Origin of the sequence: Rhodanobacter soli (genome assembly GCF_040548735.1) — a bacterium.
GTDB classification, from domain to species: Bacteria; Pseudomonadota; Gammaproteobacteria; order Xanthomonadales; family Rhodanobacteraceae; genus Rhodanobacter; species Rhodanobacter soli_A.
The window spans coordinates 497549-516162 of record NZ_JBEPSD010000002.1 but is presented as its reverse complement, the minus strand read 5'-3'; the positions used below and the strand labels follow the sequence as shown (position 1 = coordinate 516162).

Sequence of the window (18614 nt, the reverse complement as noted above, 5' to 3'; positions counted from 1 at the left end):
GGCATCACATCAGAAAGATGGTGGCCAGGCCAAGGAAGATGAAGAAACCGCCGCTGTCGGTCATCGCGGTGATCAGCACGCTGGAGCCCAACGCCGGATCGCGACCGAACTTCGTCATCAGCACCGGGATGCCGACGCCGGCGAACGCGGCCAGCAGCAGGTTCAGCGTCATCGCCGCAGTCATCACCAGGCCCAGCGAGAGGCTGTCGTACAGCAGCCACGCCACGATGCCGATCACGCCGCCCCATATCAACCCGTTCAGCAGCGACACGGTCAATTCCTTGCGCCACAGCCGCTTCGCGCTTTCGGCGGTGATCTGGTTCAGCGCCAGCGCGCGCACGATCATGGTGATGGTCTGGTTGCCGGAGTTGCCGCCGATGCCGGCCACGATCGGCATCAGCGCGGCCAGCGCCACCAGCCGCTCGATCGAGCCCTCGAACAGGCCGATCACGCGCGAGGCGATGAACGCGGTGACCAGGTTGATCGCCAGCCACGACCAGCGGTTCTTCAGCGAGGCCCATACCGAGGCGAAGATGTCCTCCTCCTCGCGCAGGCCGCCGCGGCTGAGCGCTTCGCTCTCGCCTTCCTCGCGGATCACGTCGACCATCGCGTCGATGGTGATGCGCCCGATCAGGTGGCCGCGCTCGTCGACCACCGGCGCGGTCACCAGGTCGTAGCGCTCGAACGCCTGCGCCACGTCGTACGCATCGTCGGTGGGGTGGAAGGTATTGACGTCCGGCGCCATCACCGCGCTGACCATCTTTTCCGGCGGGTTCACCAGCAGCCAGTGCAGCGGCAGCACGCCGGTGAGCAGGTTGTCGTGGTTGATCACGAACAGCTTGTCGGTCTGCGCCGGCAGCTCGTCCCAGCGCCGCAGGTAGCGCAGCACCACTTCCAGGCTCACGTCCTCGCGGATGGTGACCATCTCGAAGTCCATCAGCGCGCCGACCTGGTCGTCCTCGTAGGACAGCGCCGACTGCACCTGCTCACGCTGCTGCGTGTCCAAGCTCGCCATCAGCTCCGGCAGCATCGCGGTCGGCAGGTCCTCGACCAGGTCGGCCAGCTCGTCCGCGTCCAGCGGCTCGACCGCGGCGAGGATCTCGTGGCGGTCCATGTCCGCGATCAGCGATTCGCGCACCGCGTCGGACACTTCCAGCAGGATCTCGCCGTCGCGATCGGCCTTGACCAGCTGCCAGACCGCCAGGCGGTCGTCCAGCGGCAGCGATTCGAGGATGAAGGCGATGTCGGCCGGATGCAGTTCGTCCAGCTGCCGGCGCAATTCGGCCTGCGATTCGGCCGGCAGCGGGCTCTCGTCGTCATGCCGGCGCAGCACCTCGACGATGGCTTCGAGCTGGTCGTGCAGCCGGCTGGCGGCGCTGCGGGCCTCTACTTCGCTCACGCGCGCTCCAGCAGGACGCACGCCTGCGCGGCGATCCCCTCGCCCCGGCCGCAAAAGCCGAGTCTTTCGGTGGTGGTCGCCTTGACGCTGATGCGGCCGATCTCGCTGTCCAGGTCGGCGGCGAGATTCTCGCGCATCGCCTGCACGTGCGGGCCGACCTTCGGCGCCTCGCCGATCACGGTGATGTCGGCATTGCCCAGCGCGTAACCATGCTGCGCCATCAGCATCGCCGCGTGGCGCAGGAACTGGCGACTGTCGGCGTCGCGCCAGCGCTCATCCGACGGCGGGAAATGCTGGCCGATGTCGCCCAGCGCCAGCGCGCCGAAGATCGCGTCGCACAGCGCATGGACCACCACGTCGCCGTCCGAATGCGCCACCACGCCGTGGCGATACGGCACGCGCACGCCACCCAGGGTGACGTGGTCGCCCTCGCCGAATGCATGCACGTCGAAACCCTGGCCTATGCGCATCATGCTGTCCTCGAAAGCAGGAACTCGGCCAGCGCGAAATCCGCTGCCGTGGTCACCTTGATGTTGTCCTCGGCACCCTCGACCAGCAACGGCGCGAAGCCGGCCAGCTCCATCGCCATCGCCTCGTCGCTGACGTTCACGCCGCGTCGTGCCGCCTCGCGCAGCGCCGCCGCCAGTTGAGCACGCCGGAACATCTGTGGCGTGAAGGCGCGCCAACGCAGGTCGCGCGGCTCGGTCAGTTCGCTGCGGCCGGCCGCATTCGCCCGCTTCAGCGTGTCGCGCAGCGGCGCGCCCAGCAGGCCGCCGTCAGCCGCACCGGCCAGTTCGATCAACTTGCCGATGTCGGCCAGCCGCACGCACGGTCGTGCGGCATCGTGCACCAGCACGAAATCGCCCGCACCCACCGACGCGGGCAAGGCGTCGATTCCGGCCAGCACCGAATCGCTGCGCTCGGCCCCGCCGATCGCGGTCAGCACCGGCTTGCCGTTGAGCGTGCCGATGCCGGACCAGTGCGCATCGGCCACCGCCAGCGTCACCAGCAGGCCGCCGATCCGCGGATGCGCGGCGAGCCGCTCCAGCGTGTGCGCGATCAGCGGCCGCCCGGCCAGCGGCAGGTATTGTTTCGGGCAGTCACCGCCAACCCGGGCGCCGCGCCCCGCGGCCGGCACCACGCACCACAGCGTCGGCGCGCTCATGGCGATCCGGCGGGCGTGGCGGGTGGCGGTGGCGGCAGCGAGCTGCCGGCGCGGGCCGGTGGTTCGACCACCTGGTAGAACACTTCGCCCGGCTTGATCAGCCCCAGCTCGGTGCGCGCACGCGCCTCGACCGCCTGGTCGCCATGCTTGAGGTCCAGTACGTCGGCGCCGACCGCCTGGTTGCGCTGCAGCAGCTTCGCGTTCTCATCGGTCTGTTTCTTCACCGCCACGCGCAGGCTGTCCACCTCGTGCATGCTGCCGCTGCCGGTCCACAGCTTCAGCTGCAGTCCGATCAGCAGCAGGATCAGAATCAGGGCGATCCAGCGCAGCATGGGCGGCCGTTCAGCCCGGCAGGCGGGTCAGGTTCGGAAACGCATCGCGGCCGGCATAGCGCGCGGCCGAGCCCAGCGCCTCCTCGATGCGCAGCAGCTGGTTGTACTTCGCCACGCGGTCGCTGCGGCACAGCGAGCCGGTCTTGATCTGGGTCGCCGTGGTGGCCACCGCGATGTCGGCGATGGTGGTGTCTTCGGTCTCGCCGGAGCGGTGCGAGATCACCGCCGCGTACTTCGCCGTGTCGGCCATCGCGATCGCTTCCAGCGTCTCCGACAGCGTGCCGATCTGGTTGACCTTGATGAGGATCGCATTGGCGATCTTCTTCTCGATGCCTTCGCGGAAGATCGCCGGGTTGGTCACGAACAGGTCATCGCCGACCACCTGGATGCGATCGCCGATCGCATCGGTGAGCAGCTTCCAGCCGTCCCAATCGCCTTCGGCCATGCCGTCCTCGATGGTGACGATCGGGTACTGCTTCGCCCAACTGGCGAGCAGGTCGACGAACTGCGCCGAGCTGTACTGCTTGCCTTCGCCGGCGAGGTCGTACTTGCCGTCCTTGTAGAACTCGGAGCTGGCCGCGTCGAGGCCAAGCAGGATCTCGCTGCCGACCTTGTAGCCGGTCTTGTGGATGGCTTCGAGAATGGTATCGAGTGCCTCGATGTTGGAGCGCAGGTTCGGCGCGAAGCCACCTTCGTCGCCCACCGACGTGCTCAGGCCACGCCCCTTCAGCACACTCTTCAATGCGTGAAAAATCTCCGCGCCAGCACGCAGCGCTTCGGCGAAGCTCGGCATGCCCACCGGCAGCACCATGAACTCCTGCACGTCGATGTTGTTGTCCGCATGCTCGCCGCCATTGATGATGTTCATCATCGGCACCGGCAGCGCGCCAGGCTTGCCATTCGACAGGTACTGCCACAGCGGCTCGCCACGCGAGGCCGCCACGGCATGCGCCGCCGCCATCGAAACGCCCAGCAGCGCGTTCGCGCCCAGCTTGCCCTTGTTCGGCGTGCCGTCCAGCGCGATCAGCTTCGCATCCAGGCCTTTCTGGTCGGCCGCATCGAAACCCTTCAGCGCCTCGGCAATCGTGGTGTTGACGTTCGCCACCGCGTTCTTCACGCCCTTGCCGCCGTAGCGCGACTTGTCGCCGTCGCGCAGCTCGACCGCCTCGCGCGAACCGGTGGAGGCGCCGCTGGGCACCGCAGCGCGGCCGAAGCCGCCGCCGGCCAGGGTGACCTCGGCTTCCAGCGTGGGGTTGCCGCGCGAGTCGAGGATTTCACGGGCGTGGATGCGGGTGATCTGGGTGCTCATGCGGTGTCCGTCTGCTTGGGTGGTGAATGATTGGAAACGGGCGCATCGCTGCGCCCGGGTGTTTCAGGAAACATCCTGCTCCAGGAAGCGGTGCCGCTTGGTCACGGCATCCAGCTCCAGCAAGGTTTCCAGCAGGGCTTCCATCTTGCCCAGCGGCCAGGCGTTCGGGCCATCGCTGAGCGCCTTGCTGGGGTCGGGGTGCGTCTCGGCGAAAAGGCCGGCCACGCCGACCGCCACCGCCGCACGCGCCAGCACCGGCACGAATTCGCGCTGACCACCTGACGTGGCGCCCTGCCCGCCGGGCAACTGCACCGAATGGGTGGCGTCGAACACCACCGGGCAGTTCGTATCGCGCATCACACTGAGCGAGCGCATGTCCGACACCAGGTTGTTGTAACCGAAGCTGGCGCCGCGCTCGCACACCATGATGTCGTCGTTGCCGACGGCCTTGGCCTTGGCCACCACGTGCTTCATGTCCCACGGCGCCAGGAACTGTCCCTTCTTGATGTTCACCGGCTTGCCGGCGCGCGCCACCTTCTGGATGAAGTCGGTCTGCCGGCACAGGAAGGCCGGCGTCTGCAGCACGTCGACCACCGACGCCACTTCATCCATCGGCGTGTACTCGTGCACGTCGGTGAGCACCGGCACGCCGATCTGCCGTTTCACTTCGCCCAGGATGCGCAGGCCCTCTTCCAGTCCCGGCCCGCGGAAGCTCTCGCCGGAAGAGCGGTTCGCCTTGTCGAAGCTGGACTTGAAGATGAAGTGGATGCCGAGCCGCCCGGTGATCTCCTTCAGCGTGCCGGCGGTGTCCAACTGCAACTGCTCGGACTCCACCACGCAGGGGCCGGCGATCAGGAACAGCGGGTGGTCCAGACCGACCTCAAAATTGCAAAGTTTCATCGCTGCAGCCCTCGTGGCTCCAGCGATGTCGTCAGCCCGTCATCCCGGCCATGGATTGGCCGGGACCCAGCCACAGGGAAGTGAAGAACCTTCATGCCACGTGCTCCCTGGCCAGCTTCTCGCCGTCGCGCACGGTCTTGTACTCGCGCGCGGCGTGCACGAAACCGATGAACAGCGGGTGGCCGTCGCGCGGGGTCGAGGTGAATTCCGGATGCGCCTGGCAGCCGAGGAACCACGGATGCTGTTGCTGCGGCAACTCCACGATCTCGACCAGCAGGTCGTCCATCGACTTGCCGGAGATCACCAGGCCCAGGTCCTCGAACGGCTGGCGGTAGCGGTTGTTGAACTCGTAGCGATGGCGATGGCGCTCGCGCACCACGTCCTGGCCATACAGCTCGCGCGCCAGCGTGCCGGCCTTGAGGCGGCATTCCTGCGCGCCCAGACGCATGGTGCCGCCAAGGTCGGAACGGTCGCTGCGCTGCTCGACTTCGCCGCTGGCGGTGGTCCACTCGGTGATCAGCCCGATCACCGGGTTCGGCGTGTTGCGGTCGTTTTCGCTGGAGTCGGCGTCGGCCAGGCCGGCCACATGCCGGGCAAAGTCGATCACCGCCGCGTGCATGCCGTAGCAGATGCCGAAGTACGGCACGCCGTGCTCACGCGCATACTTCGCGGCGAGGATCTTGCCCTCGAAACCGCGCTTGCCAAAGCCACCGGGGACCAGGATCGCGTCAGCCTTGCCGAGCACCTTGGCGGCGCCTTCGGCCTCGACCTGTTCGGAATCGATCCAGTCCAGGTTCACCCGCGTCTGCTGCTTGATGCCGCCGTGGCGCAGCGCCTCGCCCAGCGACTTGTAGGCATCCTTGTGCTCGACGTACTTGCCGACGATGGCGACGGTGACTTCGTCCTTCGGATGCTCCACCGCGTCGACCGTGCGCTGCCACGCGGACAGATTCGCGGGCTTGGCATCGAGGCCGAGCCTCTTCACCACGATGTCGTCCAGGCCCTGCTGGTGCAGCCACAGCGGCTGCTTGTAGATGACGTCCACGTCGACGGCACTGATCACCGCGTTTTCCGGCACGTTGGTGAACAGCGCGATCTTGCGTCGCTCGCCCTCGGGCAAAGCCTGCTCGCAGCGGCACAGCAGGATGTCCGGCTGGATGCCGATCGAGCGCAGTTCCTTCACCGAATGCTGGGTCGGCTTGGTCTTCAGCTCGCCCGCGGCCTTGATGAACGGCACCAGGGTCAGGTGCATGAACACCACCTTCTCCGGGCCGTGCTCGATGCGCAGCTGGCGGATCGCCTCCAGGAACGGCAGCGACTCGATGTCGCCCACGGTGCCGCCGATCTCCACCAGCGCCACGTCGAAGCCGCGGGTGGCCTCGTGGATGCAGTGCTTGATCTCGTCGGTGATGTGCGGGATCACCTGCACGGTGGCGCCGAGATAATCGCCGCGGCGCTCCTTGCGGATCACGCTCTCGTAGATCTTGCCGGTGGTGATGGAATTCTTGCCGGTCAGGCGGGTACGGACGAAGCGCTCGTAGTGGCCGAGGTCGAGATCGGTCTCGGCGCCGTCGTCGGTCACGTAGACCTCGCCGTGCTGGAACGGACTCATCGTGCCCGGATCCACATTGATATAGGGATCGAGCTTCATCATGGTGACCGAAAGGCCGCGCGCTTCGAGAATGGAAGCGAGCGACGCCGCAGCAATGCCCTTGCCAAGCGAGGACACCACACCGCCGGTGACGAAAATCAGGGGGGTCATGGAAAGCAGCCGTGCTGGAAATTGGCATTTTAGCTGCAGAAGCGTTCCACTGCGAGATGGCAACGCAGAATTCGTCGCGATTGGTTCATTTCCAGCTCCTGCGCAGCGGATGAAACGGCCCTGGGCCGCCTGCTAGCATGCCCGGATGAACAACCCCATCCCCGCCCGTCTCGCCGCCTTGCGCGCGGCCATGCAGCAGCACGGCATCGCCGCCGTGCTGGTACCCAGCGCCGATCCGCATCTGTCCGAGTACCTGCCGGCCCATTGGGCCGCGCGCGAGTGGCTGTCCGGCTTCACCGGTTCGGCCGGCACCCTGGTCGTCAGCCGCGACCAGGCCGGGCTGTGGACCGATTCGCGCTATTTCTCGCAGGCCGAGCAGCAACTCGCCGGCAGCGGCATCAGCCTGATGAAGCTGCGCGTGCCGCACACGCCCGAGCATCTCGAGTGGCTGCAGCAGCAACTGCATGACGGCGACGTGCTGGCCGTGGCCGGCGACAGCGTGGCCGTGACCACCCAGCGCCAGATCGAGCGCCGGCTCGCCGACAGCGGCGCCACGGTGCGCACCGACCTGGACCTGCCCGGTGCGATCTGGGCGGACCGCCCGGCCCTGCCGCAGGCGCCGGTGGTCGAGCACGAGCTGGCCTGGGCCTGCATTCCGCGCGCCGACAAGTTCGCCCGCCTGCGCAAGGCGATGCACAAGCTCGGCGCCACCCACCACCTGCTGTCCAGCCTCGACGACATCGCCTGGCTGACAAACCTGCGCGGCAGCGACGTGGAGTGCAACCCGGTGTTCCTGGCCCACCTGCTGGTGCAGGCGGAACAGCGCGCCACCTTGTTCGTCGGCCGCGCCAAGCTCGGCGACGCGCTGGTCGCCAAGCTGGCCGCCGACGGCATCGCCATCGCCGACTACGCCTCGATCACCTCGACCCTGCAGGAACTGGGCGCCACCGACCGCCTGTTGCTGGACGGCGGCCGGGTAGTCAGCGCGATCGCCGCGGCGATCCCGCCGGGCGTAACCCGGATCGAGGCGGCCAACCCGAGCACCGCGTTCAAGGCGGTCAAGAGCGCTGCCGAACTCGACCACATCCGCGACGTGATGCGCCGCGACGGCGCCGCCCTGGTGCGCGGCTTCCGCCGGCTGGAACAGCGCCTCGCCGCCGGCATGGCGGTGACCGAGCTCGACGTCGACGCCTTGCTGCACGAGGAACGCTCGGCCCAGCCCGGCTGGGTCGGCGAAAGCTTCGCCACCATCGCCGGCTACCAGGCGAACGGCGCGCTGCCGCATTACCGCGCCACGCCGGAATCGCACAGCACGCTGCAGGCCAAGGGCCTGCTGCTGATCGACTCCGGCGGCCAGTACCTGGGCGGCACTACCGACATCACCCGCGTGCTGGCGCTGGGCGAGACCACGGCGGAACAGCGCCGCGACGCCACCCTGGTGCTGAAAGGCATGATCGGGCTGTCGCGCGCACGCTTTCCGAAAGGCGCCAGCGGCCCGCAACTGGATGCGCTGGCGCGCGCGCCGCTGTGGGCTTCGGGCATGGATTACGGCCACGGCACCGGCCACGGCGTGGGCTACTTCCTCAACGTGCACGAGGGGCCGCAGGCGATCCGTCCCCCGGTCGCCGGTGGCGCGCTGGTGGCGCTGGAGCCGGGGATGATCAGCTCGATCGAACCGGGCCTGTACAAGCCCGGCCGCCACGGCATCCGCCACGAGAACCTGGCGGTGGTGGTCGAGGCCGACCGCACCGAGTTCGGCGAATTCCTCGCCTTCGAGACGCTGACGATGTGTCCGTTCGACCGCCGCGCGCTGGAGCCGGGCCTGCTCAACCCGGAAGAACGTGCCTGGCTGGACGACTACCACGCCAGCGTGCGCGCCGCGCTCAGCCCGCTGCTGGACGACGTCGACCTGGAGTGGCTGCACCGCCACTGCGCACCGCTGTAGGCGGCAGTTTCACTGGAAGTGCGTCGCGTCCACGTCGGCGGCGGCGGCCTGCATGAAGTACTCGTGCAGGTATTTCTCGCCTTCATCGCAGAACACGGTGACCACGGTCTTCAGTTCCGGGAAATTCTGCCGGATGCGCTTGGCGGCCAGCAGGTGCGCGCCGGAACTCGGCCCGCAGAACAATCCGTACGTGCGCGCCAGCCGTTTCATTTCGGCCACGGCGTCGGTACTGGACACGCTCAGCACCTGGTTTACCAGCCCCGCGTGGCGCTGGAAGATGCCCGGCACGAAGCCGTCCGAAATACCCTCGATGGTATGCGCGGCAATCTCGCCGCACAGGATCGTGCACGATTCGGACGGCTCCATCGCGAACAGCCGCACGTCCGGATTGACCGCACGGAACGCCTGGCCCACGCCAATCAGCGTACCGCCGGTGCCCACGCCCAGCACCAGCGCATCGGGTAGCCGGCCCGGCGGCAACTGGGCGAGGATTTCCGGGCCGAGGATCAGCCGGTTCTCCTCCACGTTCCATTCCGACTCGAACTGGCTGGGGCAGAAGTAGCCCGCCTGCTGGCCGAGCCGCTGCGCGCGCACCAGCGCCTCGTTGACATGGAAGTTGCCGCAGAACAGCACGTCCGCGCCATACGCCCGCGAGATCGCCACGCGTTCGCTGGACATGCCTTCGGGCATCACCACCAGCATGTGGTAGCCCTTCACCGCCGCGACCATCGACAGCGCGTTGCCGGTGTTGCCGCTGGTCGCCTCCACGATGGTGTCGCCGGGCTTGAGCAAACCTTCCTGTTCCGCCCGCTCGATCATGTACTTGGCGATGCGCGCCTTGATCGAACCGGAAGGGTTGAGGAACTCGATCTTGGCGTAGACGCCCTCGATCTCCAGCAGCGGGGTGTCGCCCACCGCGTCGAGGATGCTGTCCGACACCGTGGCAAAGCGCGTGGCCACTTCAGGCGGCCTCGTGCGCGTGCTGCATCACGTCCAGCGCTAGCGCGGAATGCGCGTACGCGCCGCCCGCGCGCATCTCGGCGGCGACCCAGATCGCCTCCATGATCTGCTGCTCGCTGGCCCCCTGCTTCAAGGCTTCGGCGGTGTGGCCCTTGATGCAGTACGGACACTGGGTGACGTGCGCCACCGCCACCGCGATCAGCTGCTTGGTGACGTTCGGCAACGCGCCATCGGCAAACACCGCGGCGCTGAACGCCTTGAACGCCTTCAGCGGCTCCGGCGCCAGTTCACGGCGCTTGTGCGCCAGCTCCACGGTGGATGACGGATACATCGGATGTTCCATGGCGACACTCCTTGCAGATGATCGGCCGCACGCTGCCTACACACCCAGCTGCAGTCCGAGATTGTTGTGCTCCAGCACGCGTTCGGCGCGATAGCTCGAACGCACCAGCGGCCCGGCGACCGCCTCCAGGAAACCCTTGCCGAGCGCCAGTTCGCGGTAATGCCGGAACTCGTCCGGGGTGACGAAACGCTGCACCGGAAGGTGGTGCGGGCTGGGCCGCATGTACTGGCCCAGCGTAACGACATCGACGTGGGCGCCGCGTATATCGTCCAGCGTGCGCTCGATCTCCGCGTCGGTCTCGCCCAGTCCCAGCATCAGGCTGGTCTTGGTCAGCGTCTGCGGCGCGTGCCGCTTGGCGAAGGCCAGCACGCCGAGCGTCTGCGCATAGCCGGCGCGCGGGTCGCGCACGGGATGGGTCAGCCGTTCCACGGTCTCGATGTTCTGCGCATAGGTGACCAGGCCGGCGTCGAGCACCGTGGCAACTGCCGCCAGATCGCCGGCGAAGTCCGGCGTCAGCGCCTCCACCGCGGTCTGCGGCGAACGCTGGTGGATCGCCTGCACGCAGGCGGCGTAGTGCGCCGCGCCGCCGTCGGCCAGGTCATCGCGATCGACCGAGGTCAGCACCACGTACTTCAGCCCCATCAGCGCCACCGCGTCGGCGACCTGCAGCGGCTCCAGCGGATCGAGCCAGCCGTTCGGGTTGCCGGTGCTGACCGAGCAGAACTTGCACGCGCGCGTGCATACCAAGCCCATCAGCATCAGCGTGGCGGTCCCGCGGCCCCAGCACTCGGCGATGTTCGGGCACTTCGATTCGGCGCATACCGTGTTCAGCTTGTGGCTGCGCACGATCTCGTGCACCGCCTCGTACTGCGCGCCGCCCGGCAGCTTGACCCGCAGCCATGGCGGCTTGCGATCGACATCCGGCACGCCGGTGGCGGCGTTCGGACGGATACCGCCCTTGACCGCACGGGTGCCTTGCGGGCTGACGTACTTTCTGCCGTCGGGAACAGGTTCGCTGCTGGACATGAAGTGCACGGTTCGGGGAAACCCATGCAGTCTCCCGCGACCTCCGCCCAGGCGCCCTGATGCATATCAAGGCAGCCGGGGCAGCTCCGTGCGTGGCGCGCCGGATCAGCTGCGCTTCGGCGGCACCAGTCTCAGGCGCGCCGGCACCGGCGGCTGGTTCGGACACAGCAGGCGCTGCACTTCCTCGGGCCGCAACGGGTAGGAGTACAGGTAGCCCTGCCCCTCCATGCAACCGCTGCGCAGCAGGAAATCGTGCTGCGCCTCGGTCTCGATGCCCTCGGCAATCGTGGTCAGGCCGAGGCTTTTCGCCATCGCCAGCATCGCCTCGGTGATCGCCGCATCGTTGCTGTCGCCCGGCAGGCCAGTGACGAAGGAGCGGTCGATCTTCAGGTAGGCCACCGCCGGCAGCTTGAGATAGGCCATCGAGGAGTAGCCGGTGCCGAAATCGTCGATCGCCACTTCGATGCCGAGCGTGTGTAGGGTCTGCATGGTGCGCTCGATGTCGTCGCCCAGGCGCAGCATCGCGCTCTCGGTGATCTCCAACATCAGGCGACTCGCCGACAGGTGCCGCGACTGCAGGGTCCGGCTGACCCCGTCGACGAAGGCCGGGTGGCCGAACCAGCGCGCCGAGATATTCACCGCCACGCGGATCGGCGGCACGCCGGCCATGTCCCAGGCCTGGATCTGCGCGCAGGTGGCCTGCATCACCCACTCGTCGATGCGGCGGATCAGGCCCAGGCCTTCCGCCACCGGAATGAATTCCGCCGGCAGCACCTCGCCGCGCTCCGGATGCTGCCAGCGCACCAGCGCCTCCACCGCCACGATGCGGCCGGTGCGCAGTTCCACGCTGGGCTGGAACACCAGATGGAATTCGTTGCGCGCCAGCGCCTGGCGCAGCTCGGTGGCCAGTTGCAGGCGCCGGCGGGTATCGGCGTGCATCATCGGCGTATAGAAGCGGAACGCATTGCGCTCCTCGGTTTTCGCCGCATACATCGCCGCGTCGGCATTCGCGATCAACGCCGCCGCATTGTCGCCGTCCAGCGGGTAGCCCGCCACGCCGATGCTGGCGCTCAGCACGATCTCGTATTCGTCCACCAGCAGCGGCTCGGACAAGGTCCCGAGCAGGCGGCTGACGATCGCCCGCGCGTCCTCGCGCAGGATCAGCCGCGGGATCAGCACGGTGAACTCGTCGCCGCCGATGCGCCCGGCGACGTCGCCCTCGGACAACTGCCGGCGGATCCGCTCCGCCACCTTGACCAGCAGGCGGTCGCCAATCGCATGGCTGTAGCTGTCGTTGACGATCTTGAAGGCATCCAGGTCGATGAACAGCACCACCACGGCCAGCCGCTCGCGTTCGGCCACCGCGATCGCCTCGGCGCAGTACCGCTCGAACTCGGCGCGGTTGGCCAGGCCGGTCAGCGGGTCGTGGCGCGCCATGTGCTCCAGCCGATGCTGGTTCGCCTTCGCCTCATGGATGTCGGTGAGCACGGCGACGTAGTAGACCATCTGGCCTTCGCCGTCGCGGATCGCGCTGATGCTCAGGTGCTCGGGATAGCTGCTGCCGTCGCTGCGGGTGCTCAGGACCTCGCCCATCCAGTTGTGGCCGGCGGCGACACTGTCCCAGATCGACTGCGGCAGCGGCTTGCCATCGGGCAGGCAGCGGGTGTCGTCGAGGCGCTTGCCGTGCAGCGACTGGCTGGTGAAGCCGGTCAGTTCGGTATGCGCCGCATTCGTCGAGATGACCCGCCGCCCGGCATCGGCGATGATCACGCCTTCGGCGATATTGGCCAGCGCCTCGGCGGCGATCTGGCGTTCCCGCTCCATCGCCACCCGCTCCGAGATGTCGCGGATGATCGCCTGGCGCACCGGCTGGCTGCCCCAGTTGGCCAGGCTGGTCTGCGTTTCCACCGGGCGTGAATGACCATCCGTACCCAGCAGCGCATTGGTGGCAGCCCGCCCGGCCTGCTGCCCCGCCATGGATTGCACGAACAAGTGCACGAAACGGTCGCCGACAAGCTCGTCCGCGCGGCGCCCGGTCCATGCCGCGGCGGTGCGGTTGACGTCCAGGATCCGTCCACTGGCCTCGTCGACCATCACGATCGCGTCGGGGGCGCTGTCGAACAGCAGGCGGTAGCGTTCCTCGGTACCGCGGATGCTGGCTAGGATCCGGCGTGCCATGCCAAGCCACAAAAGGGCCGCAATGGCTGACGCCGCCAATACGCCGCAAAAAAGCACCTCCCCTATCCAGGCGGCGCCATCGGCGATCGAGCGAGAGAACAATTTGCTGCGCGGCTCGACAAAGCTGTTGATCGCAGCGATGCGTTCGCGTTGGCTGGCAATTTCCGCGTGGGTAATTCCGCCGGTTGTGTAACCCCTTTCCAACGAGGCCGCTATGGTGTTGAGCTGCGCGATGGAGTTGTCGGTTGAACGCCAGGCCCTCAGTGCATCACGCATGTAGGGCGCGTCTGCAAAATGGTGCAGCATGAAGATCACGCCGGGGATCGCTATCGTGACCGTCTTGCTGCGCCGTAACGAATCTGCCACCTCCTCATAATCATAATTGCCTGTCGCAATCTGATCACGCGCCCATCGATCGGCCATCAACACTTCATAATTAAGCTTGTAATTGGCCAGATCCGCCGCTTCGCCTTTCGCCGCGTAGGCATCCAAGGATATTACGACCTGCTTCTGTGCCTTGGACCAAATGCTCTCGCCGTTCAGGAACCCGGCGAGAGCCACTTGAACCTGCAAAGCCACCCAGGTCAGCGCCAAGATCAGCCCGACCACTCCCACCAACCCATACGCAAGCGGCATCAAGCGCCGTGACAGCGGCCGTTGCAAATTGATCGTGGAAGTACGCATTGCATCCCCTGTTTCGCGTCGGGCGAATCAACCTTGGGCATTGCACGAACGCGTAACTAACCGTCAGGCGGCGGCAGCGCTCGCCACCTCCAACAGGCGACGCGGCTCAACGCAACGATCAGCGAGTATCCGCATGCTGGTATAGCTGCGCTTGATGCACTCGCTGATATGAGCCACTTCATCGGCTGCCGGACTCGTGCCCATCAGTGTACAGACTATCTCCAGTGCCTCCCATGGATGTGTGTCATCGTAGGCAGCATGGAGCTGCAGCCAGCGCAATGTTCCCGCCCTGGTTCCCGGCGGGAAGCTTTCCGTGTAGCTCTTGCTTTCGAAGATCAATTGCGACCATTCACCCGTTGCACCTTCGACCGCGTAGTTGGTGGCCGCGATACTCGCGGCCAGCGAGTCACGGGTGCTGACATCCTCACACCAGTCCGCCAGCACCTCGGTACCCCGGGGTGGGACTCCCTTCAACAATTCTGCACGGGGAATGCCTGCCCCCTCTGCCCAGTTGAGCCAGTATTCGGCGTGATTCTGCTCGACCCGGATATTACGCACCAGCCAGCGACGCGCAAGATTGTCCCCCGGACTGCGGCCGAACCGTGTCTTCAGCAGACTCTTGGCCATGTAGGCGGGAAAGCGTTCAATCACCGGCCAGATACCAACCATGAAATTGGCAGTACCAGGCATGCCCAATGTGCCATTACTCATCCTTTCCCATAGTTCATGGGTAACCACGCTTCGCTTGGTGCTTTCGCAATCGGCCACCATGTCCTGCGCCCACTGCGGGTAGCTGCTCAGTTCGGTCAGGGGGCCGGTACGCTCGAAAAGGGTGTTCATTTGATTCACCTCGGTCGTCAATGAAGCTGCAGTCGACTGCAGCGTTGATGGCCGGCAGGCAGTACAGAGCCTCCCATGCCAGCCGTGATCCGGCATCGCGGTGATGCCGAAATTCCTTGATGCATGACCATTGTGGTGGCGCCCCCCATCGCGCAAGCCATGCTCCGGAGCGCGTACGCGGAGTACGCCAGCTCGCCTGTTTTTTTTGCGACCCCAGTTCGCCTCGAGCGGATGGACGGCCAATCCAGCTCGCCCCATTCACAGGTCGTGCACGGGAAGAGGAAAATGCTGGCCGCGCCAACTTGGGGAAAACCTACGCAGACCATGGCCCGATTTCGGCACCGGCGGGCAACTGTGCCCCTGCACCTGCACCATCCGATACTCGCCTACACGCCGTCGAAGGGAAAGCTCCATGAGCACTGCCGCCCAGCCGTTGACCCCGGAAGACCCCGAACTGTCGCCCTGGTGGCTGCGCACGGTGCTGATCGTGATGGTGCTAGGTTTCGCCGGGTTGCTCACGATTACCTCGCTGGCTTATCGCAATGCTCCACCCATTCCGGCCCAGGTGGTGGATGCGCAAGGCAACCGCCTGTTCAGCGGCGACGACATCAGCGAAGGCCAGACGGTCTTCCTGAAATACGGGCTGATGGACAACGGCAGCATCTGGGGCCACGGTGCCTACCTCGGGCCGGACTATTCGGCCGAGGCATTGCACCGTATCGGCGAAGACACCGCGGCGGCGATCGCACAGCAGCAATACCGGCAACCGCTGTCAGCACTGACTCCAGGCCAGCGCGCGGCGGTACGTGCGGAAACGGCTGTCGAAATGAAGACCAACCGCTACGACGCCGCCAGCGGCACGTTGCGGCTGACCGCGCCGGAAACCGCAGCCTATCGCCAACAGATCTCTTACTGGACCGACTATTTCCTGCACCCGGAACGTAACGGCGGGCTCAAGGCGGGGCTGATCACCGACCCGACCGAGCTGCAGCAGTTCACCGCCTTCGTGAGTTGGGCCGCCTGGGCTTCGGTGGCGAACCGCCCCGGCGAAAACTACTCGTACACCAACAACTTTCCGTACGACCCCGACGTCGGCAACATCGCGGTGCCGGGTGCGCTGCTGTGGAGCGCGCTGAGCCTGATCGTGCTGCTGGCCGGCATCGCCGTGGTACTGCTGATGTTCGGCAAGTTCGACTACCTCGGCTGGATCAGCCGTGGCCAGCACATCCACCCGCACCTGCTGCCGGGCGTGGCGAGTCCCGGCCAGCGCGCGCTGGTGAAGTTCTTCGTGGTGGTGGCGCTGCTGTTCCTGATGCAGACCCTGGTCGGCGGTGCGGTGGCGCATTACCGCGCCGATCCGGGCAGCTTCTATGGCTTCCAGCTGGAAACGATCTTCCCCAGCAACCTGATGCGCACCTGGCACCTGCAGACGGCGATCTTCTGGATCGCCACCGCCTACGTCGCCGCCGCGCTGTTCCTGGGCCGCACGCTGCGCAATGACGAGCCACGCTGGTTCGCCCCCTGGGTGCACCTGCTGTTCGGTGCGTTCGTGGTGGTGATCGGCGGCAGCCTGCTCGGCGAATGGCTGGGGATTTCGCAGATGCTCGGCAAGTGGTGGTTCTGGCTGGGCAACCAGGGCTGGGAGTTCCTCGAACTGGGCCGGATCTGGCAGTTCCTGCTGGTGATCGGCCTGCTGGTGTGGTTCGCCATGCTGTGGCTGCTGGTGCGGTCGCGCACGCTGGCCAATCCGGAATCGAAGCCACTGGTGAAGATGTTCCTGTTCGCCGCGGTGGCGATCCCGGTGTTCTACATCCCGGCGCTGTTCTTCGGCGCGAAGACGAACTACACCGTGGTCGATACCTGGCGCTTCTGGATCATCCACCTGTGGGTCGAGGGCTTCTTCGAATTCTTCGCCACCACGGTGGTGGCGCTGACCTTCTACCAACTGGGCCTGACCCGCCGCAACGTGGCGCTGCGGGTGATCTACCTCGACGGCATCCTGTACTTCCTCGGCGGCCTGATCGGCACCGGCCATCACTGGTATTTCACCGGCCAGACCAGCGTCAACATGGCGATGTCGGCGATGGTCTCGGTACTGGAGGTGGTGCCGCTGACCCTGCTCACGCTGGATGCGTGGGATTTCGTGCACACCACCCGCGGCCAATGCGACATCTGCGGCAAGTCCCTCGCGATACCGCACAAGTGGACGTTCTATTTCCTGATCGCGGTGGGCGTATGGAACTTCGTCGGTGCCGGCATCTTCGGTTTCCTGATCAACCTGCCGATCGTCAGCTATTACGAAGTCGGCACCCAGCTCACGCCGAACCACGGCCACGCCGCGATGATGGGCGTGTTCGGCATGCTGGCGCTGGCGCTGATGGTGTTCACGCTGCGCCAGACCAGCAGCGACGAGCGCTGGGCCGGCATGGAGAAATACGTCAGGGTCGGCTTCTGGGGCACCAACATCGGCCTCGCCATGATGGTGGTGTTCAGCCTGTTTCCCAGTGGCGTGTTGCAGGTATGGGACGTGGTGCAGAACGGCTACTGGCACGCCCGCTCGCTCGACTTCATCGGCAGCCCGCGCTCGCACCTGATCGAGTGGATGCGCCTGCCCGGCGACCTGGTCTTCATCATTTTCGGCGCGATCCCGCTGACCATCGCCGCGATCAAGGGTTGGCTTGGCGTGCGTGTCCCGCCGCCGCCAGTGACGGACCTCGACTCGACAGGGGGGACCGCATTTGACACGCTGATCGGCAGGTCGTAATTTACCAAAAGGTAAATTACGACCTGGTACCCGCATGTCCGCCGATCCGCTCAGCGCCACCTTCGCCGCCCTCGCCGATCCGACCCGCCGCGCCATCCTGGCTCGCCTCGCCTCGGGCCAGGCCTCGGTCACCGAGCTGGCGCAACCGTTCGACGTCACCCTGCCGGCGATCACCAAGCACCTGAAAGTGCTCGAACGCGCCGGCCTGGTCGCACGCAGCCGCGAGGCGCAATGGAGGCCATGCCGACTGCAGCCGCAGCCGCTGCGCGAGGTGGCCGAGTGGGTGCAGCCATACCGCGCGATGTGGGAACAGCGCCTCGACCGGCTGGAGGACTATCTGCGCAAGCTCCACTCCGCAGATGCGACTCCCATCGTGGCCACCAAGGAAAAATCCGCCTCGCGCTCGTCACGTGCGCGCAAACCCCGGAGGTAACCTCAACATGACCCCATCCGATTCCAACACCGGACCACTGGCCCAAGTCGACTGCCGGCGCGATGCCGACGGCTGGACTCTGGTCTTCGTGCGCGAGTTGCCGCAACCACCCGAACGCGTATGGGACGTGCTCACCGACCCTGCCCACCTGCGCGCCTGGTCGCCGTACACCGCGAACCGCAACCTCGGCGAAGTCGGTGACGCCAGCCTGAGCATGCTCGACAGCGAGCAGCCGGACATCCCCACCACGGTGACCCGCGCCGAGCCGCCGCGCGTGCTTGAATACAGCTGGCAACTGGAGCAGTTCGGCCGAAGCGTGCTGCGCTGGGAACTGGAGCCGAGCGCGGGCGGCACGCGGCTGACCCTGCGCCAGACCATCCGCGACCAGGACTGGATCCCCAAGGTGGCCGCCGGCTGGCATCTGTGCCTGCACGTGGCCGAACGCCTGCTGCAGGGTCGGCCGATCGCACCGATCATCGGCGAAACCGCACTCGACCATGGCTGGGAAGCGCTGCGCGCTGCCTACGCGGCACGGCTGCACATTCCCCGCGGCGACCACTGACTGTCGGCCGGA

General features: G+C 66.5%; 16 protein-coding genes. 4 read left to right on the top strand and 12 right to left on the bottom strand.

All coding sequences use genetic code 11. From position 1 onward, the window contains the following. Positions 1 to 4: 4 nt before the first annotated feature. The 7 genes from mgtE to ABIE04_RS13320 all read right to left on the bottom strand — a co-directional run bounded on the left by mgtE (position 5) and on the right by ABIE04_RS13320 (position 6867). The gene (gene mgtE, locus ABIE04_RS13350; protein ID WP_354551112.1) at positions 5 to 1399 is read right to left on the bottom strand and encodes a magnesium transporter; all 1395 of its coding nucleotides are present in this window, start codon (positions 1397 to 1399) and stop codon (positions 5 to 7) included. Continuing rightward, entirely contained in the window at positions 1396 to 1869 is a 474-nt protein-coding gene (gene ispF / locus ABIE04_RS13345; RefSeq protein ID WP_354551469.1) for a 2-C-methyl-D-erythritol 2,4-cyclodiphosphate synthase, read from the bottom strand. The genes mgtE and ispF overlap by 4 nt, the downstream gene beginning before the upstream one ends. After that, the gene (gene ispD, locus ABIE04_RS13340) at positions 1869 to 2564 is read right to left on the bottom strand and encodes a 2-C-methyl-D-erythritol 4-phosphate cytidylyltransferase (protein WP_354551110.1); all 696 of its coding nucleotides are present in this window, start codon (positions 2562 to 2564) and stop codon (positions 1869 to 1871) included. The genes ispF and ispD overlap by 1 nt, the downstream gene beginning before the upstream one ends. Then, on the bottom strand, positions 2561 to 2896 hold the full coding sequence (gene ftsB, locus ABIE04_RS13335) for a cell division protein FtsB (protein ID WP_354551108.1): 336 nt from the start codon (positions 2894 to 2896) through the stop codon (positions 2561 to 2563). The genes ispD and ftsB overlap by 4 nt, the downstream gene beginning before the upstream one ends. 10 nt (positions 2897 to 2906) lie before the next feature. Next, on the bottom strand, positions 2907 to 4205 hold the full coding sequence (gene eno, locus ABIE04_RS13330) for a phosphopyruvate hydratase (RefSeq protein WP_354551105.1): 1299 nt from the start codon (positions 4203 to 4205) through the stop codon (positions 2907 to 2909). A gap of 63 nt (positions 4206 to 4268) precedes the next feature. Then, positions 4269 to 5105: a 3-deoxy-8-phosphooctulonate synthase gene (gene kdsA / locus ABIE04_RS13325; RefSeq protein ID WP_354551103.1), complete on the bottom strand. Its 837-nt coding sequence runs from the start codon at positions 5103 to 5105 to the stop codon at positions 4269 to 4271. Positions 5106 to 5196: 91 nt separating this feature from the next. Next, positions 5197 to 6867 carry a CTP synthase gene (locus tag ABIE04_RS13320; protein ID WP_354551101.1) on the bottom strand — a complete coding sequence of 557 codons (1671 nt, stop codon included), beginning with the start codon at positions 6865 to 6867 and terminating at the stop codon, positions 5197 to 5199. 145 nt (positions 6868 to 7012) lie between these two features. Here ABIE04_RS13320 and ABIE04_RS13315 point away from each other — a divergent pair, with 145 nt between their 5' ends. After that, positions 7013 to 8812 (top strand): aminopeptidase P family protein, encoded by a 1800-nt coding sequence (locus tag ABIE04_RS13315; RefSeq protein WP_354551099.1) that lies wholly within the window; start codon positions 7013 to 7015, stop codon positions 8810 to 8812. 9 nt (positions 8813 to 8821) lie between these two features. Here ABIE04_RS13315 and ABIE04_RS13310 read toward each other — a convergent pair whose 3' ends face one another. The 5 genes from ABIE04_RS13310 to ABIE04_RS13285 form a co-directional block, all read right to left on the bottom strand. After that, on the bottom strand, positions 8822 to 9772 hold the full coding sequence (locus ABIE04_RS13310; RefSeq protein ID WP_354551097.1) for a PLP-dependent cysteine synthase family protein: 951 nt from the start codon (positions 9770 to 9772) through the stop codon (positions 8822 to 8824). Position 9773: 1 nt separating this feature from the next. Then, entirely contained in the window at positions 9774 to 10115 is a 342-nt protein-coding gene (locus tag ABIE04_RS13305; RefSeq protein WP_354551095.1) for a carboxymuconolactone decarboxylase family protein, read from the bottom strand. A 36-nt stretch (positions 10116 to 10151) separates the two neighbouring features. Further along, complete coding sequence (lipA, locus tag ABIE04_RS13300; RefSeq protein ID WP_354551093.1) at positions 10152 to 11141, bottom strand: lipoyl synthase; 990 nt, start codon at positions 11139 to 11141, stop codon at positions 10152 to 10154. 105 nt (positions 11142 to 11246) lie between these two features. After that, positions 11247 to 13955 carry a putative bifunctional diguanylate cyclase/phosphodiesterase gene (locus ABIE04_RS13295; protein WP_436410385.1) on the bottom strand — a complete coding sequence of 903 codons (2709 nt, stop codon included), beginning with the start codon at positions 13953 to 13955 and terminating at the stop codon, positions 11247 to 11249. Between the two features lie 111 nt (positions 13956 to 14066). Then, a complete protein-coding gene (locus ABIE04_RS13285; RefSeq protein ID WP_354551084.1) occupies positions 14067 to 14843 on the bottom strand; it encodes a TenA family transcriptional regulator in 777 nt (258 codons plus the stop codon). A gap of 412 nt (positions 14844 to 15255) precedes the next feature. On the opposite strand from ABIE04_RS13285, the gene ABIE04_RS13280 reads away from it, so the two are divergent. Genes ABIE04_RS13280 through ABIE04_RS13270 form a run of 3 tightly spaced genes read left to right on the top strand, consistent with a single transcriptional unit; the run spans position 15256 to position 18602 of the window. Continuing rightward, positions 15256 to 17607, top strand: coding sequence for a nitric-oxide reductase large subunit (locus ABIE04_RS13280; RefSeq protein WP_354551080.1), 2352 nt, complete (start codon positions 15256 to 15258; stop codon positions 17605 to 17607). A 34-nt stretch (positions 17608 to 17641) separates the two neighbouring features. Then, the gene (locus ABIE04_RS13275; protein ID WP_354551078.1) at positions 17642 to 18040 is read left to right on the top strand and encodes an ArsR/SmtB family transcription factor; all 399 of its coding nucleotides are present in this window, start codon (positions 17642 to 17644) and stop codon (positions 18038 to 18040) included. 7 nt (positions 18041 to 18047) lie between these two features. Continuing rightward, positions 18048 to 18602 carry an SRPBCC family protein gene (locus ABIE04_RS13270; RefSeq protein WP_354551076.1) on the top strand — a complete coding sequence of 185 codons (555 nt, stop codon included), beginning with the start codon at positions 18048 to 18050 and terminating at the stop codon, positions 18600 to 18602. The last annotated feature ends 12 nt before the right edge of the window (positions 18603 to 18614 follow it).

Coding starts and splice junctions, on each gene's coding strand:
- ispF (WP_354551469.1), bottom strand. CDS start 1,869: ATGCGCATAGGCCAGGGTTTCGACGTGCATGCATTCGGCGAGGGCGAC.
- ispD (WP_354551110.1), bottom strand. CDS start 2,564: ATGAGCGCGCCGACGCTGTGGTGCGTGGTGCCGGCCGCGGGGCGCGGC.
- ftsB (WP_354551108.1), bottom strand. CDS start 2,896: ATGCTGCGCTGGATCGCCCTGATTCTGATCCTGCTGCTGATCGGACTG.
- eno (WP_354551105.1), bottom strand. CDS start 4,205: ATGAGCACCCAGATCACCCGCATCCACGCCCGTGAAATCCTCGACTCG.
- kdsA (WP_354551103.1), bottom strand. CDS start 5,105: ATGAAACTTTGCAATTTTGAGGTCGGTCTGGACCACCCGCTGTTCCTG.
- ABIE04_RS13320 (WP_354551101.1), bottom strand. CDS start 6,867: ATGACCCCCCTGATTTTCGTCACCGGCGGTGTGGTGTCCTCGCTTGGC.
- ABIE04_RS13315 (WP_354551099.1), top strand. CDS start 7,013: ATGAACAACCCCATCCCCGCCCGTCTCGCCGCCTTGCGCGCGGCCATG.
- ABIE04_RS13305 (WP_354551095.1), bottom strand. CDS start 10,115: ATGGAACATCCGATGTATCCGTCATCCACCGTGGAGCTGGCGCACAAG.
- lipA (WP_354551093.1), bottom strand. CDS start 11,141: ATGTCCAGCAGCGAACCTGTTCCCGACGGCAGAAAGTACGTCAGCCCG.
- ABIE04_RS13295 (WP_436410385.1), bottom strand. CDS start 13,955: ATGCCGCTTGCGTATGGGTTGGTGGGAGTGGTCGGGCTGATCTTGGCG.
- ABIE04_RS13285 (WP_354551084.1), bottom strand. CDS start 14,843: ATGAACACCCTTTTCGAGCGTACCGGCCCCCTGACCGAACTGAGCAGC.
- ABIE04_RS13280 (WP_354551080.1), top strand. CDS start 15,256: ATGAGCACTGCCGCCCAGCCGTTGACCCCGGAAGACCCCGAACTGTCG.
- ABIE04_RS13275 (WP_354551078.1), top strand. CDS start 17,642: ATGTCCGCCGATCCGCTCAGCGCCACCTTCGCCGCCCTCGCCGATCCG.
- ABIE04_RS13270 (WP_354551076.1), top strand. CDS start 18,048: ATGACCCCATCCGATTCCAACACCGGACCACTGGCCCAAGTCGACTGC.